The following is a 17,585-nucleotide window of genomic DNA, read 5'->3' on the forward strand; positions in this document are numbered from 1 at the left end:
GACAGTGGAAAATATGGCTCAATCCGCCGCATCTGCGCCGGCGACAACCAAAACAAATCACTCATAGCAACGCCTCCTGACGTCGCCATTGAATCAACTCACCACTCGTCATGCAACCAATTTAATAGGTCCTGAGCCTAAAATAAAACACCCTATATGCTTTCAAAAATGCCTAAGGTCGTGACCAGTTTTTATCATGGCGAATTTTACGCGCTTGTCGCATACCACGAAAAAGTGCAGTGCATCCTTTCAGGCTGCGCTCAACAGCAATAAGACGTAATATCTCCTTGGCAAGAACCAGAAATGTACCAAATGCAAACATTGCCGGATGATAGCAATTATAAAGACGTAAATATTGCGCCACATGCCCCCTGTTGGCCATGACATAATAGCGGCTTACATTATTTGCATCATTGAGATGTCGTATGCCAAGATTGATCTGCCGTTGCTGACGAATCCGCTTGATAACAAAAGCATTAATTAGCATCACTTCTGTTACATGCGAGGCCAGCCAACCGTAAATCACATCGTCCCAGGTGATAAAAAAACGCTGATCCGGCAGACCAATTTTCTCAACAATATTGCGATGAATAAACATGCCTTCAAAACAACCGCAATTGGTGGCAAACCACGGCCGATCTGCAAAAGGATTACCAAGATAAGGCAGCGGCACCCCAAGATATAAATTGAAGCGAGGCTGCCAATGAAATTCATTGCCGTTATAATCATATCGACGGCCGATAAAGCATTGTGAATATTGTTGCCATGATTGCATAATTGCAAGGCCATCCGGCAGAATCTCCACATCATCATCCATTAACCAGAACCAGTCGACCTGCAGTTTGAGCCCCAGTTCCAGCCCTGCCCTGAAGCCGCCAGAGCCGCCGGCATTTTTATCCAAAACAAAATAATGCAACCGGATCCCCTGCTCTGAGATAGAAGATTGTGCAATAATATCCGGCGTCTCATCACCACTTGCATTATCAACAACGATAAGATGCTCTGGCTTCGTGGTCATATTTTCAATACTGGTTAACAGCATTTTTAAAAATACAGGACGCTTGTAAGTGACAATAATAATTGCTGTTTGACTACTATTATGAACGTTCATTTTGCCGTTCTCCCGATGGCTTCAGGCTACCGCTCAAATGTGGCGCACAGTCAAATTTACGTAGCAAGCCGTCACGATAAGCGCACCACCATGAAGATAGCCCTTTGATATCGCAACGTCTTTTTACCAGATAAACGTAAGGATAAAGCAGCATATCGGCACAAAAACTTATAAAGCGGCGATGCTGCCGCGCCAAATATCCACGATTGCGAAAAAAATAATATTTTTTGAATTCTGTCTCAGGGATCAGCACCGCCAACCGGTTTGATATAATATTCACCACCTCCGGCCAGCCTGCAGGATGGCATACGGCAGCCTGAGTAACTGTACCAAAAGGAATTTTGGCCTGCCGCAATCGCAACATGAAATCAACTTCATCGCCGCGGATAAACAATCGGATATCAGGCATGCCAATTTTGAAAAAAACTGAACGACGCACCAGAGCACCGTTAAAAAACTGCGCAACAGACGGAATAAAACCAAGACTCTCCACATCTGCACGATCATAAGAGATCCTGCCCTTTACCTTGAAAGGAAAAGACAAACGATTGTAATTTTCCGGTGCAATAATCAAAGGAGATATGACATCCAATTGATAATTTTGTGCGGCTTCAAGCAATTTTTCCAGACAATCATCACCAACCGGATAGGCGTCATCGTCCATAATCCATATCCACTCAGCCCCGCTCGCCAATGCAGATAAAATAGCATAGGAAAATCCGCCTGCCCCGCCAAGATTAAGTTTGGAGGGAACAACTTCCAATCCATCCCGCGAAGGAATATTTGTTCTTCCTGAGGCATCAACCAAAAAAGCCTTGGTCGCAATTGTTTGGCGCTTGGCGGCATCAAGCAATATGTTGAGTTCATCCGGCCATCTATTGGTGAGAATGGCCAGTGCAACAGAAGGCTTTTCACTCTGTAATGACGTCATAACAATTCCCGTTTTTAACGTGGCGGTGTTTTGCGCAGACCAAGCTTGTATAAAATAGCCTTGATAATACCTTTAAAGGCATGCACACCGAGCATTTCTGCAGACATATTGGCAAGACCGTTGGCGGCCAACCCGTTAACCGGCGCGCCTAGTGCGCTACCCGTTATGGTGTTGGTTTCAAGCCAGCGCAGGCGTGCTTCAATTTCCAGTTGGCGGGTTTGGCGCAAACTTATCGGAAATGGCAGTTGCAAACGCTCGGCATAAACAGCCTTGGCTTTCTCAACAATGTCGCGGTTTTCCTCCCGCTGTGAAAAATAGGCAATATGGATAAAAGGAACAGAACGCTCGCTGATAATCATCAGATTACGCTTGCGGCAATACATATGCATCATATGCTCATCATCATTGCCGCCGTCATTAATCGCATTCCATAAAGACTTCCGGAACAGAATACACCCAATTGAATAACGATCAGCACTAGGAATAGGTTTCGGTGCAAGCTCTGCGGTTGCTTCAATAAACCGTTCCGGCTGCAATGTGGTTTGTTCATGTATCCAGCGAGCCAGATATGGCAACCCCCAGATTGTACCGTCAACACCGGTTGCAATTTCATTCGCCGGTAATAAACGGCGACGGCCATAGGCATTATCCACACCTGCATAATGTTCTCTGGCCATGGTTGAAAAATAAACCTCTTCCAGCCCCAGTGCTTCGATAGTTTCAACAAAACCCCAATTATTATTATTTATCAATGGCGTGACATAAGCGAGCTTATCGCCGTAACGCGCCTCGGATTCCCGCCAGCATTTTATAAGTTTGGCTAACCAGTCAGAGGTGATAGGAAATGCATCGTCATCCACCTTGCAGACCAGATCATAGGGGTTAAAAATATTTGAATTTAAAAGCTCTGCAATAGAATGATAGGCAGCCTGCGGTGCAATATGATCAATCACATGAACCTGTTTGGGAAATAATCTCGCATAACGTTGCGCCACTTCCAATGTGCGTTCCGCATCATAATTACCACGGCAATTCTGTAACACATAAATAGGGATTTCAGGCTGCCCATAGGCAGTGTGACAGGCCAGAGCAAGCTCCATCGCTTCATAATCACGGCAAGCCAGCATCAAAATTGCGATTTTATACTGATTACTCATAGCTCATCCTCTTTGGAAAGTCCAAGAATGGTGCACCAATAGGCTGGTGAGCGATACTGCCCTTTTTTTTTGTCGTATTCTTTTTGTATCTGCTTGAATTGCTTAATGAAGCGTAGTTTCAATCTGGCAATACGCATAAGGCCTTGTCGAAACTCTGCAGCATTACGCCTGTAAAGTCTGACATCACGGCCAGCACCAAAAGCCGCAGCTGAAACACGCAATAAAGTCCATGAACCGGCTTCCCAAGCTATTCTGGTATGTATAATCACCGGCCGGGTTAAATTTGTTGGCAGCAAGGCACCGCCGAAAGAAAGAAAAGCAAGCAAACGCCGGATTCGTGGCTTGCGCCATGAAACCGCACGCAGTTTCTCAAACTGCTGCAGCTCAAGTTTTTCTGCACTATGTCTGTTTTTCTGTATAGCCAGAATATCAAGTGGTGCAGGATGGCGATTAAAAAAATCTGGCCCCTCAAAAGCATGTTCCAGCCCATCCAGCACCGCGTGCATTCCGGCATAATCAAAACGCATGCCCAGTTTGATGGCGTATTTACTCATCAAGCGAAAACAATCTTTGATTGTATCGCTGTCTGAATGCATAAAACACAGCGCCATCCAACTGCGTGCTGCAAGATATTCCGTTGGTGGATTCAACTTATAGCCGAAATTATCGCACCAAGTGGCAACACCATTGAGCGTTATAATGTTAAGCTTATTCGTAATACTGAAATCAACATCATCGCCACGCACAAAAAATGGAAAGGCCAGACAATCAACAGCTTTTACCGGAAACGCAAAAAACCACCAGCCGCCATAATTAGCCTTTTCAGTCAAGTCATTGGCAGCAACAGAAGCAATATCAGCCAGATCCCAGCCATGATGATGCGCCTTCCAGATGCTGTCCTTTTTACCATGCAAACGAACAGAGGCGCCTTTTTCATATTGAATTGTCGGCCGGTCGGCATAAAGCATGGCGCCTGCCACACTGCCGCGCTCATCTTTCACATAACCCAGCAATGCCTGTGTACGCCACACACTCTCGGGCTCGCAGGAGGCATCATCATCCATAAACAGCACATGGGAAAAACCACCGGATTTCTGCGCTTCTATAAACCCGCGTGAGAAACCGCCCGCGCCACCAAAATTTTCATTGTGAAGAACAGTAACATTATTGCCGGATGTTTCTGCTAAAGTTTTGCCATTATCAATCACATAAAGATGCAAATGACCTTTCGGTGCATGAGGAATAATCACATCTGTGAATTTTTTAATAGCTGCCTGCACTTCCCGCTCACGACGGAAGCTGGTAATCACCGCCGCCAGCGTTACCTTGCGAAGCGGCGGCACCAATGTTGCCCAATATGCAGATTTCAGTTTTGCATCACTGATTGCCAGAATATCAGCGGCCAAAACCTCACCGTGAATTTTGCTGATATCACCAATATCTAGCGTCAGACCTTCTTCTGACAAATCACCTTCATATTCAACTACTGCTCTGGCAGCGGCTGTTTCATGATAGGCGGAAATTATGATACGAACCCGGCCACATCCAGAAATGCGAAAACCAAGCTGCTTTATACCGGTTAGAGCGTGCCACTTACGATGACTGAAAGCATTAAAAAAGCTCATCAAATCAATCATAGTACCCTGTTTCAACGACAAAGCACCATCTTGATCTGCCAGAGAAACATTCCCCTGCGGCCAGCGGGCAAAAAGAACAGTTCTGTCTGCCCGTGTCTCATCCGGAAGAATGATATTTTGCAGAACATGAAAATGAGCCATACAGCGCCTCTTACTTAAATCATTGCTAATAATGATTTTTTAAATTCAGAAGGAGTGCAGCCTGATATCCTGCTCATAAGTTTTAAGTGCTGCACCAATAGCCTGATGCATATCAAGATACCGATAAGTGCCCAGTCGCCCGCCAAAAATGACATTTTTTTCCTGCGCGGCTAACTTGCTGTATGCCAGATAAGTTTGTTTATCATCCGGTGTATTGACAGGATAATATGGCTCATCACTACGTGTCGCAAAACGTGAGTATTCCCGCATTATAACGGTTTTTTCTGTCTGATAATTGCGTTCCGGATTAAAATGACGAAACTCAAGAATGCGGGTAAAGGGAATATCCTCATCCGCATAATTCATAACGGAAGTCCCCTGAAAATCACCAACAGGCAGTATTTCGGCTTCAAAATCAATAGTACGCCATTTCAGCTCTCCGGCCGAATAATTAAAATACCGATCAATAGGACCAGTGTAAACAAGAAGCTTATTTTGCGGGACTTGTGATTTTATATCAAAATAATCGACACCAAGACGAACAGTGATTTTTTCGTTGTTCAGCATTTTTTCAAAAATAGCCGTATATCCGTCTGCGGGCAGCCCCTCATAGGCATCATTAAAATAACGATTATCGAAATTATACCGCACCGGCAGCCGCGTAATAATGGATTCCGGCAGCTCTCGGGGATCCGTCTGCCATTGTTTGGCTGTGTAACCGCGAATAAAGGCTTCATATAAAGGTCTGCCGATCAGAGAAATTGCTTTTTCTTCAAGATTATCCGGCTGTTTACCTTTTAATTCCGCCGCCTGTTCAGCAATCAGTTGTCGCGCCTCGGCAGGGCTCATGCGCCGGCCAAAAAACTGGCAAATTGTGCCCAGATTAATAGGCATCATATAGGCTTGATTTTTATAGCTGGTAAAAACGCGGTGCTTATAATCTGTAAACCGCGTAAAACGATTAAGATAATCCCAAACCAGCTTATTGGGAGTATGGAACAAGTGAGCGCCATATTTATGAACTTCAATACCTGTCTGCGGACAGATTTCAGAATAGGCGTTGCCACCAATATGATTGCGGCGGTCAATAATTAATACGCGTTTGTCCAATTCATTGGCTACTCGTTCAGCGATGGTTGCGCCAAAAAAACCTGCACCTACAATAATAAGATCATAATTATCTAAATTCATAAAAAACCTCACCCGATGAATCGCCTTTAAATATCAAATATTACTAATGAAATAATATTAAGCATTATAAATTAATGCTAACCAACATCACATCTTGTAAAGTTATGATGACTTAATTGACCCGATCAAATTTTTGAAATAATTATTTAATAAATTCTATCGAAAATCAAAATAAAATTATAATAATTTTATTAAAAATTAAAATATAATTAAAATAAATATATAGTATTATGATATTTTATTTTCATGTTTTTTAAATAAAATCCTGAGGAGTTTATATCGTGGATAAATATTTGAGTAAAAAAACAGATATAGAGAATAAAATAGTTTTAAAAGGAAGGGAGGCAATCAGCCGAATCATGTCGGCAAGCATAGAACAGTTGAAAGACAGAGCCTTTCTGCTCAGTTGCGTTCAGCAATTTGGCATTCCCTATTGTGATTGGGCAGAAATTTCACAATTCAATAATTTTATAAACCCAACTAATTTTGGCATACAGCAAATTCCTACTGAATTTACTGATTATCTGCTGTTTATTGGCCAATATCGCCCTAAAAACGCGATAGAAGTTGGTGTTCTCTTTGGTGGCGTGTCTGTTTTTACTGCGGCATATCTTACACGGCTTTGCGGATTGGAAGAATATATCTGTGTTGATATTCATGATAATTTTCAGGATTTTAAATATTATTCATCTTTTTTACCTCTTAAAAAAAGCATCCCGTCTACATCAACAGACTTTTACGGGCAGTCCTTTGATCTGGCTTTTATAGATGCGGATCACAGCTATGATGGCGTTAAAAAAGATTGGCTCAATCTTGGGCGCTTTGCCAAAATTGCTGCATTTCATGACGTCAGAGGGCGTGAGCATGATCATCTTAACGGTGGTGTTCGGCGGTTCTGGCTGGAATTAAAAGCATCTATGCGCCATTCAACATCTCTAATGGAAATTTCGCACCACCCATATATAGACGGTGACTGGATGGGGATCGGGCTTGTTTTATCAGATCTCGCAAATCAATCCTGTAAAAATTAACAGGTTATTATAACGGGCAATATTTAAATCCTGCTATATATAAATAATTTGAAGATATAAATATTTGAAGAAGTTCAATTAAAACATCAGCAATATTGCTGTTTCAGGCAGTTTTTGCATTTTGCCTGCAAAAGCCTGTATGTTAAAAAACAAATATGCTGAGAACGTCTTAAAACCAATATAAAAGGCGCTGTGATCACTCAATCACAGCGCCTTTATTGATTAAACAGGATCAGAAATCAGAACCGGTATTTAGCAGAGAAAGTTACGCCGCCAACAACATCAGTGCCGAAATCGGCCTTCGAGCCAGTATCACTACCACCATTCGGGGCTGCAGGTGTGTTATCCAGTGTGCCGGATGTCAGCACGCCAATGGCACCGGCAAGGCGGAATTCAATCTGCTCTGTTGCTTTGTAATTTGCGCCAAGGCCGAACAGCCACACATCTGTCTGCGATGTAAGGCCGGTTGTTGTACCGCGATCCCAGGTAACTGTGGCAGCGCCCGACCATTTGTCGTTAAATTTATGGCCGATACCGCCCATAATTGTCCAGCCATCACGATAATAGAGATCAAGTGAGGTAACTTCCGCACCGACCGGATAGGAGGCGTCTGGTAAATCTATAAATGGCTTATCGCCGGTATTTATAAAACCTACCTTGCTGATACTGCTCCAGTCCGTCCATTTAACCGAAGCCAGTGCCAGCCAATCCGGTGCAATCCCTGTCTGGAATTTAAATTCAACCGATTGCGGTGTTGCCACCTTGCCGCTTACCGGCGTTGTAAAGCTCATTGGCGCGCCGATTACATCAACATTGACCTTGCCGTCCAGATTATAATTAACCTTGGATTGATAGACGAGGCTGGCACGCAGGGCAATTTCCGGAATTTCGTAGGCCGCACCAAGACGCCAGCCAAAAGCATGATCATCAACATTGAGCGAACTGTTAGCAAATTGCAAACCTGTAGGAAGTGGTACTGGAGAAATCTTGGTTTGTTTGCCCTTGAGCTCCTGATAGCTCACACCACCGAGAAGGCGGAAAAAGCCCTTTTCACCCGCGGCAAAACGATATGAACAGTTCAAACCATAATCGCGGGAAGAGATCTTCTGCTCAATTGCACTGAACATGCGGGCATTATTTATGCCGGAATTTGTATCAATACCCCATGGCTCACGATATTGCGCGGCACAGGCCAGATCATCTGTGAGCTGAAATTTAGCCGAAAGTTTTGGCACCCAATAGCTTTTACCTTCATCAACCTCTGTTTCAAAAGGTTTACCGGTATTTTGCCCCGGCACAGGATTAACCGGAAAAGGATTACCACGAATATTTTTCAGCTTACGTTGCGGCGCTGCAAAGGTTGCTCCGCCTTCAACCACATTGCCCTCTTCAAACAGAATATCAAAATCCTGCGAACTGCGCTCCAGACCACCAGCCTGAGCGGCAACAAGCACACCGAGCAAACCTCCGGTTAGTGCAAGTGAAGCAGCAGAAAATTTAAGTGCAGATTTTGGCATATTGTCCCTCGAATTTATCTTTAATTTTGACGTAACCGTAACATGCGAAACCGGTTCTGCAAGTCCAACAATCAATGATTAAACCGGCGGTTCGTTTTAAAACCGCAAAAAAAGCGCGTTTTTGATGCAAATCTTGTATTTTTTGCCTGATTTCAGGCTAAAATCGCATATAAATCAGCAATTTTTCATGGATTTTTGCCTGTGAAATGCCCTCTGTGATAAAAATACAACGTTATATGACAATCGTTTTTCAGTATCAAAGCAAAGGCTGAACTGCTTCCCCTTATTGCATAAATTGCCGCCATGTTACGGCTCCGGCGAGCTTTTTTTTACAAATATTTTCGAAAATACACCACAGATAAAATTTATAAAATAATAATTATATCAATATTTTAAGTCAAACCACCCTGAACAAGCATCACAGAATCAAAATCAGGCATATATTCCGTAAAACATAAAAAAGCCCGCCCTGAAATCAGGGCGGGCAATGATAAATATTATAATGAATTTGCGCTTATTCAGCTTCTTTCAAACGCTGCATAGCCACGGTGATTTTACCTTGCGCTTCCTGTAGTTCAGCAAAGCGTGCGCGATCGGCTTCCACCACTTCCGGCTTGGCATTGGCAACAAATTTCTCATTGGAGAGTTTCTTGTCAATCTTTTCCATTTCCGCAGCCAATTTGCCTTTTTCTTTTTCCAGACGCGCCATTTCCGCGCCAAGATCAATCAGGCTGCCAAGCGGCATACAATAGGTTGCCTCGCCCACCACAAGCTGAGCAGAGCCTTTGGGCGCGGCCGCGGCAAGCCCGATATCCGTTACACGGGCAAGGCGCCTGATGGCCGCATCATGGCGTTCAAGGCGCTCTTTGGTCAGTTCATTGGCTTCCAGCACGGCAAGCGGCGCCTGGGCAGATGGCGGCACATTCATCTCTGAACGAACCGAACGGATGCCGCTCACCAGTTCAATCAGCCAGTTGATATCATCAGCCGCCGCCGCATCTTCAAAATCGCCGGCAGGCCAAGGCGCATGGGCAAGCAAGGTCTGGCGGCTTTGCCCCTCACCTGCTGTGAGCCTCCAGAGCTCTTCCGTCATAAATGGCATAAACGGATGCAAAAGCTTATAGATTTCATCAAGACAATAAGCGGCACAGGCCTGCGCTTCCTGCTTGGCCTTATCATCATCACCCATAAAAATAGGTTTAAGCAATTCCAGATACCAATCACAGAACTGGTTCCAGACAAAACGATAGGCAGCACTTGCCGCATCATTGAAACGATAAGTGGTGATTCCATCCGTAACTGCATGGATTGCACGGGTCAGTTCAGTCAAAATCCAGCGATTGACGGCAAGTTTTGCATTTTCCGGCCTGAAATGCGGATTACGCGTCACGCCGTTCATCTGTGCAAAGCGGGTTGCATTCCAAAGTTTGGTGCCAAAATTGCGATAACCGGCAATGCGTGCCGGATCAAGTTTCACATCGCGCCCCTGCGCCGCCATGATTGCCAGCGAGAAACGCAAGGCATCTGCGCCATATTCATCAATCAGATCAAGCGGATTGATGACATTGCCCTTGGATTTGGACATTTTGGCGCCGTTTTTATCACGCACCAGAGCATGCACATAAACCGTGTGGAACGGCTCTTCCTTCATGAAGTGCAGCCCCATCATCATCATGCGGGCAACCCAGAAGAAAATAATATCAAAACCGGTAACCAGAACATCTGTCTTGTAATAAGTTTCAAGTTCCGGTGTTTTATCCGGCCAGCCAAGGGTTGAAAACGGCCATAATGCAGAAGAGAACCATGTATCCAGCACATCGCTGTCACGGGTTAATTCTGCAGGCGTACCATAATGTTTCTCAGCGGCGGCAATGGCTTCTGCCTCGGATTTTTCAACAAAGATTGTACCATCCGACCCGTACCATGCCGGTATTTGATGCCCCCACCACAATTGACGGGAAATACACCAGGGCTGGATATTCTCCATCCAGTCATAATAAGTCTTTTCCCATGTCTTAGGCACAATGGCCGTGCGCCCTTCACGAACACTCTCAATTGCGGGTTTTGCCAGTTCAGCAGCGTTGACATACCATTGATCTGTCAGCAATGGCTCAATCGGCACACCGCCGCGGTCACCATGAGGAACCATATGGGTGTGTTCCTCAATTTTTTCGAGATAGCCGCCGGCCTCCATCATCTCAACAATGATTTTGCGCGCTCTGAAACGATCCTGATCATGGAAATGTTCAATCAATATATCCAGTTCAGCGGAAGGTTCGAGCCCTGCGAGAAAATCCTCATTTCCTTTCAGAAGAATCTTAGCTTCCGGCGACATAATATTGATTTTTCGCAAATTATTGCGTTTACCAACTTCAAAGTCATTAAAATCATGAGCCGGCGTGATCTTCACAGCGCCGGAGCCGGATTCCGGATCGGCATAATCATCACCGACAATTGGCAAGGCGCGCCCGACAAGCGGCAGGATAGCATTGTTGCCAATTTTTGCCTGATAGCGCGGATCCTCCGGATTAACCGCAATACCGCTGTCGCCCAGCATGGTTTCAGGCCGTGTTGTGGCCACAACAATATAGGTATCCGGATTTTCAGCATCAAAGGCCACACCTTCAAGCGGATAACGGAAATGCCAGAGATTGCCCTTGATCTCACGCTGCTCAACTTCAAGATCAGAAATTGCGGTGAGCAATTTCGGATCCCAGTTTACCAGTCGCTTGTCTTTATAAATCAGCCCTTCTTTATAGAGCGTAACAAAAACCTCAAGCACGGCCTTTGACAGCCCTTCATCCATGGTGAAACGCTCACGCGACCAATCACAGGATGCGCCAAGACGGCGCAGCTGATTGAAAATCAGGCCGCCGGATTCTTCTTTCCACTGCCAGATGCGCTCAACAAATTTTTCACGCCCCATAGCATGACGATCCGGCTCCTGCCGTTCCATTAATTGGCGCTCAACAACCATCTGCGTTGCAATGCCTGCATGATCCATGCCTGGTTGCCACAGCACATTTTTGCCGCGCATGCGCTCAAAACGCACCATAATATCCTGAATAGTATTGTTGAGCGCATGGCCCATATGCAGAGAACCGGTGACATTTGGCGGCGGGATCACCACCGCAAACGGATCCGCACCCGGCCTGGAGCCGGCACCGGCTTTAAAAGCCCCGGCCTTTTCCCAAAGTTCAGCAATTTTTGGCTCTGTGGCCGCGGAATCATAGGTTTTCTCTAACATAAAAATTCTGTCTCTTTATATGAAAGCAGATGTCATGAATGCGCTATTTGCCCTGTAAAAACAGGTATAATGATGCATTCATAACGGACAAGACTCTTTCTTTGTTTCAAAGCAAGTTTGAAACAAAGAATCAAGACAGGCCGTGTGCCCCGGATTGCAAATCTTGATATTTTTATAAACTATATAATGCAGCTGCGCCATATAAACAGCCCCGCTGCAATTGAGCGGGGCGGCAGTGCCTGTCCGTCATCTGTGTGCCGGAGCCTGAATGTGCGGATGATACAGGCTTGTGTTGAATTCATGCCCCGCCCCGTATTGGCTGGCTATCAGCCATTCAAAAGAGGAGCGCAGCAATATTCAGCCGCGACGTACAACCCGTTCAATTTCCTCACGTACCAGCCGCTCCACCAGCGGCGGCAGATTGGTATCCAGCCATTCCTGCAACATCGGGCGCAGCATGGCTTCCATCTTTTCATTGAGCAGACGTTTTTGCTCATCAAGCAATGCCTGACTAAGGCTGCCAAAAGATGCCGCAACCTGCTCTTCCGCTGCGCGGGAAATAAGAGGCTTATCAAATGCTTTTGGCGATTGATGATCTGTCATCTGAATTTCCTCTTGCTTTGCCGCAAATGCATTTGCATCTCCCTCACCCTGCTGCGTAGCAACGCGCTGCCTGGCAACATGCATCAGCAATGCTTCTGATGGCCTGGTAACTGTGCTTTCCGGCAGTTTTGCGGCGGCAACAACCGGCGGCACCGGCGGGTTAACCGTGGCAATGCGCACATGCGCAACATTGCGCTCATGCATTGCCGCCCTGTCCTGCTCTGCATTATTGGCAGGTTTTGAGCTTTCCTCCTGCGAAGCGGCAAAAGAAGACGGCTCGGAAATTGTGCCGCGTAATACTGCATCCAGCGCAAAAGATGACGGCGCTGCGGGAATATCGTCAACCGCTTGCACCGGACGCGGAAAACGGGTCACCTCGCCGCGCTTTTCAGTTTCTTCTGTCTGTCTTTGCGCAGCCTGTGGCAGGCTGTCATCGCGATTAGCGGGCGCAGCGGTCAGATCAGCGGCCGCCTGTTTGGTGACATCGCTGTCCTCAATAATTCTGCGAATGGAAGCCAGAATTTCTTCCATGGATGGTTCACGCGTTACGCTGGAAGTCTGTGCCATATCGTGCAGCATCCTTTGGCTGTTGCCTCCCGCAGAAGTGATTTTATGTTTTAAAATAAAGACAATCCGGCGGGATGCGTAAAATTCTTCAGTATGAAAATTCAACGAATCTTATTTTCAAGGTACAGAAGCAAGACTGATTTGAGAATCCCCGCAGCCGCTATGCAGGCGTAAAACACAGATTTTTTTAATTATTTTTTAACCATATGTGCAGCTTCAAGATCTGCCATGTTTTCGGGGCTCATATGCCGCCGGCAATTTATTGCATAAAGCGGTGCAATTTTTGCAGAGATAAAGGGCAAAGCCCTCAACCGCTTGTAAAATCCTGAACCCGGATATAGCCTCGCATAATATGCAGGTTCGGCACCCCCGCCCTGCCCGCATAGCCTGTCCGCATGCGATGCATTTACCAAGATGCCGCGGCACAATAACCGGCTATCCTCTTAAACCGCATCATAAAAACAATTTACTGAATTTGCAGGAATAAAAATGGCTAAAGTTGCATTTATCGGCCTTGGTACTATGGGATATCCGATGGCCGGACATTTGAAAACGCGCGGCAATCATGAAGTTACGGTCTATAACCGCACCCTGAGCAAGGCGCAGAACTGGGCGCAGCATTATGAGGGGCATTTTGCTGCCACGCCGGCAGAAGCAGCACGCGATAAGGATTTTGTATTTTGCTGTGTGGGCAATGATGATGATTTGCGGCAGGTAACACTTGGTGAGGATGGCGCTTTTCATACTATGTGCAAAGAGGCAATTTTTATTGATAATACCACAGCCTCTGCTGAAATTGCCCGTGAACTGGATGAACAGGCGCGCAGCCGCGGTTTTCATTTTATAGATGCACCTGTTTCAGGTGGTCAGGCCGGTGCTGAAAATGGTGTGTTGACCGTGATGTGCGGCGCAGATGCGGCTGTGTTTGAAAAAGCAAAACCGGTCATTGCCGCCTATGCGCGCTCCGTTGGTCTGATGGGCGCTGCAGGCAACGGCCAGCTTGCCAAGATGATGAACCAGATCTGCATTGCCGGTATTGTGCAGGGGCTGGCAGAGGCCATTCATTTTGGCAAATGCGCAGGGCTTGATATTCAAAATGTGATCGATGTTATTTCCAAAGGGGCTGCCGGCTCGTGGCAGATGGAAAACCGCACCCCTACCATGATCAGGGGGGAATATAATTTCGGTTTTGCAACTGACTGGATGCGCAAGGATCTCAAAATCTGTCTTGAGGAAGCAGATCGCAACGGCGCCACCCTCGCCCTGACCGCGCTGGTCGATCAATATTACAAGGATGTGCAAAAGCTTGGCGGCGGACGCTGGGATACATCTTCACTGCTCGCGCGGCTTGAGAATAAATAAACCGCAAAATTGCAAAATACCCTGCCCAAAATAGCTCCGTGCAGGGATGATTCACACCAAAATGCCGATATGAATCATTCCTGCATCTCTTGTCAGGACTATCAGCTTTTTATCAAAATAATGAAATGTCAGCACACTATGCTTGCCTTATACAAAGACTGATTGTTGATACTGGCTGGCCATAAGCCAGACCATGCACCAATCACTTCCGCACCTGATCTTGAGCCCGGGCCATGCCTTATATTCTTCCTGTTTTATTGCTGATTGCTTCCAATATGTTTATGACGCTGGCCTGGTACGGGCATCTCAAATTTGCGGGCAAGCCGCTTTAGCTTGTTATTATTGCCAGCTGGACTATTGCGCTGATTGAATATTGTCTTGCAGTGCCGGCCAACAGATATGGCTATCAGGTTTATTCCGCCTCACAATTAAAAACGATACAGGAGATTATCACCCTTACGGTTTTTATCCTGTTTTCTGTTTTATATCTGGGGGAAAAACTAATCATCAATCATCTTGTTGGCTTTAGCCTGATTGCTGCCGGTGCGTTTTTTATTTTTGCGGGGCCGTTTAAATAGCGATTACTGATGTTTTTCTGCAACTTCTAATATTAGTTTACGTAAATTTTATAAAAGCCTGCGTGTAAAATTTGCTATTCTTAGAAAAATTTTACATACGCCATAAAAAGAGGAATGAATGATGGCGTATATAATCGACTTTTTTAAATATACTGCACTTGTTGTTATCGGGCTTTTGCCGATTATGAATCCATTGACAACGATTCCTTTATATATGTCGCTCACAAATCGTATGTCAGATGAGAAAAAGCGCAAACAGGCGGCCAAGGCCTGTATGTATGCTTTTGGTATTTTGGCAACATTCTTGCTGCTTGGAAAAGGTATTATCACGCTTTTTGGCATTTCCATGCCGGGCATTCGTGTTGCTGGTGGCATTATTATCCTGATACTGGCATTGCGCATGGTCTTTTCAGGCAATGACACATCTTCAGAAGTTGACTCTTCAGCTTCTGATATCAAAAAAGCCGATATGGATTATTCCTTCTCCCCGCTTGCCATGCCAAGCCTTGCAGGCCCCGGCTCCATTGCGGTGGTTATGGGTTTTGGCTCGCAAATACCGGATGGGCATATGATTATGGGGCATATTCATATTCTCATCGGCATTGCCATTGTTACCTGCATTGCCTTTATCATGCTCTCTGCATCAAAGTTTATTGAAAAACTTCTGGGTAAGCATGGCACGCAGGCCATTTCAAAAATCATGGGTTTTCTTCTTACCTGTATTGCAGTGCAATTTCTGGCATCCGGCACACGTGATTTTTACAGGGAGTTTGCCGGCCTGGCGCAGGCCAACCCGTTTTGACTGGCAGGTAAAATTACCTCCCATATTTTATACAAACGAAAACGCACATATTGTAAATATGCGGGCGCGTGTTGATCATGCGCATTTTTAAACTATGCATTGCAAATGCGTAAATCCTGCCCTTTGCCGGAATTCCAATTGTAAAGGCAAAACATGTCCGGCTTCTGCCTTAACCTTCATATATATCATACAAAATCTTGATATTTGTCCGATACCTGAAAAATCAAACAGTTCCGAATTTTGAACGCACGCATTTTATTAAAAAACCATATTGCGGAGGAATTATGAGCGATACATTTCTGGCTTTTGTCGCATTTGCCGGCATTACAACGCTTGTTGCTGTTTTATTATTGCATTTTTGAATTAGCACTCAAAAATATAAATAAACTTTATCATCATAATCTGTATCAAGAATCTTATAAAAAACATATTAATCAAAATGATAGAATAAAATGGAGGCCTCGCCCGGAATCGAACCGGGGTGCAAGGATTTGCAGTCCTCTGCGTAACCACTCCGCCACGAGGCCATCCGATGTGGTTGGTTGCTGAATAGGTTAAGCGGAGTGAATCGTCAAGTGTCTGCAATGCGCTTTCTGACAAAATTTCACTAAAGACCTGAATTTATGCAGAGGCTTCCCCGCTTTTAACCATCCGGAATTTAACCATTTGCAAAATTTGGCCTTTTTTTCAGCGCAACAATGCCATTCAAGCAACTTTAAAAGCGCATTCGTGACCATTCTGTGCAGGATCGCACTAAAAATACCACAGCCAGAAACAGCATATATCCGTTTGTGCGGAATCACACATGGGAGGTTTTTATCGAGCAGCAGATTCGCACGCCCGCCATCTCGTTTTTGATTAAAAAATTGCTCAATCATAATGCCCGTCAGAATCACTGCGGTTTTCATCAGGCAGTTTGCGCATTTATTAATTACATGCCGCATGCCGCCGCAATCCTGAGTGCTATAAATCAAAAAATTATCAACATAATCAGCCCTGTAACATGTTACAAAAGCCCAAAATTGCCATTTTTAAAAATTTTCCGCTAAAAACCTGATAAAAAAGCATAAAAGGGCTTGGCAAAACCAAAATGCTTTTGCTATACGCCAATTCGCTGTAAACAAGAGCACTGTTCCCCGGTAGCTCAGCGGTAGAGCAACCGGCTGTTAACCGGTTGGTCGCTGGTTCGAATCCGGCCCGGGGAGCCACTTCTTTCTCTGAAAATAATGCAGCCCCCTCTCCGGACAATTTATAAAATTTATCTGCACCTATTATGCCGTACACTTATGATCCTGTGTGCATTTTGGCATTTATATTTAATGCTTTGGAATAAAATAATTTTCATCATTTTTGCCAATCGCACTTCATCAATTGCGCACAAAACGACAGGCATTATCATAAAACTGTTTTTTCCTGTACAATATCAAATTAAAGGCTTGGCAAGGGTCATATTCATTTGCTATAGGCCTCTCATGCACATGCCAGAGCGCTGTTCCCCGGTAGCTCAGCGGTAGAGCAACCGGCTGTTAACCGGTTGGTCGCTGGTTCGAATCCGGCCCGGGGAGCCACTTATTTTCAGGCTTTATCCCGTTCCCTTTATTTTTGTATTTGCACCTGTCTTATGATGCGCATATGACATCATAAAATTTAAAAGCATTTCAGCTTTTTATAAAAACGATAAAACTGAAATGCTCTGTAAGAAATCAATTT

General features: G+C 45.2%; 12 protein-coding genes, 3 tRNA genes and 1 pseudogene. 6 read left to right on the forward strand and 10 right to left on the reverse strand.

Annotated features, from left to right (window positions below; translation table 11 throughout):
- Positions 1-172 precede the first annotated feature (172 nt).
- Genes ACSTTO_RS05825 through glf form a run of 5 tightly spaced genes read right to left on the reverse strand, consistent with a single transcriptional unit; the run spans position 173 to position 6,168 of the window.
- Entirely contained in the window at positions 173-1,111 is a 939-nt protein-coding gene (locus ACSTTO_RS05825) for a glycosyltransferase (protein ID WP_439272203.1), read from the reverse strand.
- Positions 1,098-2,042 (reverse strand): glycosyltransferase, encoded by a 945-nt coding sequence (locus ACSTTO_RS05830; RefSeq protein ID WP_439272204.1) that lies wholly within the window; start codon positions 2,040-2,042, stop codon positions 1,098-1,100. Before ACSTTO_RS05830 ends, ACSTTO_RS05825 begins: the two co-directional genes overlap by 14 nt.
- A gap of 14 nt (positions 2,043-2,056) precedes the next feature.
- The gene (locus ACSTTO_RS05835) at positions 2,057-3,199 is read right to left on the reverse strand and encodes a hypothetical protein (RefSeq protein WP_439272205.1); all 1,143 of its coding nucleotides are present in this window, start codon (positions 3,197-3,199) and stop codon (positions 2,057-2,059) included.
- Entirely contained in the window at positions 3,196-4,977 is a 1,782-nt protein-coding gene (locus ACSTTO_RS05840) for a glycosyltransferase family 2 protein (protein ID WP_439272206.1), read from the reverse strand. Before ACSTTO_RS05840 ends, ACSTTO_RS05835 begins: the two co-directional genes overlap by 4 nt.
- Before the next feature lie 45 nt (positions 4,978-5,022).
- Positions 5,023-6,168: a UDP-galactopyranose mutase gene (gene glf, locus ACSTTO_RS05845; protein ID WP_439272207.1), complete on the reverse strand. Its 1,146-nt coding sequence runs from the start codon at positions 6,166-6,168 to the stop codon at positions 5,023-5,025.
- Between the two features lie 281 nt (positions 6,169-6,449).
- Between glf and ACSTTO_RS05850 the strand changes: the two genes are divergently transcribed.
- Positions 6,450-7,199 carry a class I SAM-dependent methyltransferase gene (locus tag ACSTTO_RS05850; protein ID WP_439272208.1) on the forward strand — a complete coding sequence of 250 codons (750 nt, stop codon included), beginning with the start codon at positions 6,450-6,452 and terminating at the stop codon, positions 7,197-7,199.
- 239 nt (positions 7,200-7,438) lie between these two features.
- Here the strand turns inward: ACSTTO_RS05850 and ACSTTO_RS05855 are convergent, their stop codons facing one another.
- The 3 genes from ACSTTO_RS05855 to ACSTTO_RS05865 form a co-directional block, all read right to left on the reverse strand.
- Positions 7,439-8,716 carry an OmpP1/FadL family transporter gene (locus tag ACSTTO_RS05855; RefSeq protein WP_439272209.1) on the reverse strand — a complete coding sequence of 426 codons (1,278 nt, stop codon included), beginning with the start codon at positions 8,714-8,716 and terminating at the stop codon, positions 7,439-7,441.
- 514 nt (positions 8,717-9,230) lie between these two features.
- On the reverse strand, positions 9,231-11,963 hold the full coding sequence (locus tag ACSTTO_RS05860; protein ID WP_439272210.1) for a valine--tRNA ligase: 2,733 nt from the start codon (positions 11,961-11,963) through the stop codon (positions 9,231-9,233).
- Between the two features lie 357 nt (positions 11,964-12,320).
- A complete protein-coding gene (locus ACSTTO_RS05865; RefSeq protein WP_439272211.1) occupies positions 12,321-13,133 on the reverse strand; it encodes a PopZ family protein in 813 nt (270 codons plus the stop codon).
- Positions 13,134-13,616: 483 nt separating this feature from the next.
- On the opposite strand from ACSTTO_RS05865, the gene ACSTTO_RS05870 reads away from it, so the two are divergent.
- The 3 genes and pseudogenes from ACSTTO_RS05870 (at position 13,617) to ACSTTO_RS05880 (ending at position 15,875) form a co-directional block, all read left to right on the forward strand.
- On the forward strand, positions 13,617-14,495 hold the full coding sequence (locus ACSTTO_RS05870) for an NAD(P)-dependent oxidoreductase (RefSeq protein ID WP_439272486.1): 879 nt from the start codon (positions 13,617-13,619) through the stop codon (positions 14,493-14,495).
- Between the two features lie 233 nt (positions 14,496-14,728).
- A pseudogene (locus ACSTTO_RS05875) lies at positions 14,729-15,073 on the forward strand (DMT family protein).
- A 118-nt stretch (positions 15,074-15,191) separates the two neighbouring features.
- Positions 15,192-15,875: a MarC family NAAT transporter gene (locus ACSTTO_RS05880; RefSeq protein WP_439272212.1), complete on the forward strand. Its 684-nt coding sequence runs from the start codon at positions 15,192-15,194 to the stop codon at positions 15,873-15,875.
- 453 nt (positions 15,876-16,328) lie between these two features.
- On the opposite strand, the gene ACSTTO_RS05885 is transcribed toward ACSTTO_RS05880, so the two are convergent.
- A tRNA-Cys gene (locus ACSTTO_RS05885) sits at positions 16,329-16,402 on the reverse strand.
- 27 nt (positions 16,403-16,429) lie between these two features.
- Positions 16,430-16,819, reverse strand: a complete 390-nt coding sequence (locus ACSTTO_RS05890; protein ID WP_439272213.1) for a hypothetical protein — start codon at positions 16,817-16,819, stop codon at positions 16,430-16,432.
- Positions 16,820-17,008: 189 nt separating this feature from the next.
- On the opposite strand from ACSTTO_RS05890, the gene ACSTTO_RS05895 reads away from it, so the two are divergent.
- Both ACSTTO_RS05895 and ACSTTO_RS05900 read left to right on the forward strand, forming a co-directional pair.
- Positions 17,009-17,083 (forward strand) — tRNA-Asn (locus tag ACSTTO_RS05895).
- A 285-nt stretch (positions 17,084-17,368) separates the two neighbouring features.
- A tRNA-Asn gene (locus tag ACSTTO_RS05900) sits at positions 17,369-17,443 on the forward strand.
- The last annotated feature ends 142 nt before the right edge of the window (positions 17,444-17,585 follow it).

Source organism: Pseudochrobactrum albidum (assembly GCF_051851455.1).
Lineage (GTDB): Bacteria > Pseudomonadota > Alphaproteobacteria > Rhizobiales > Rhizobiaceae > Pseudochrobactrum.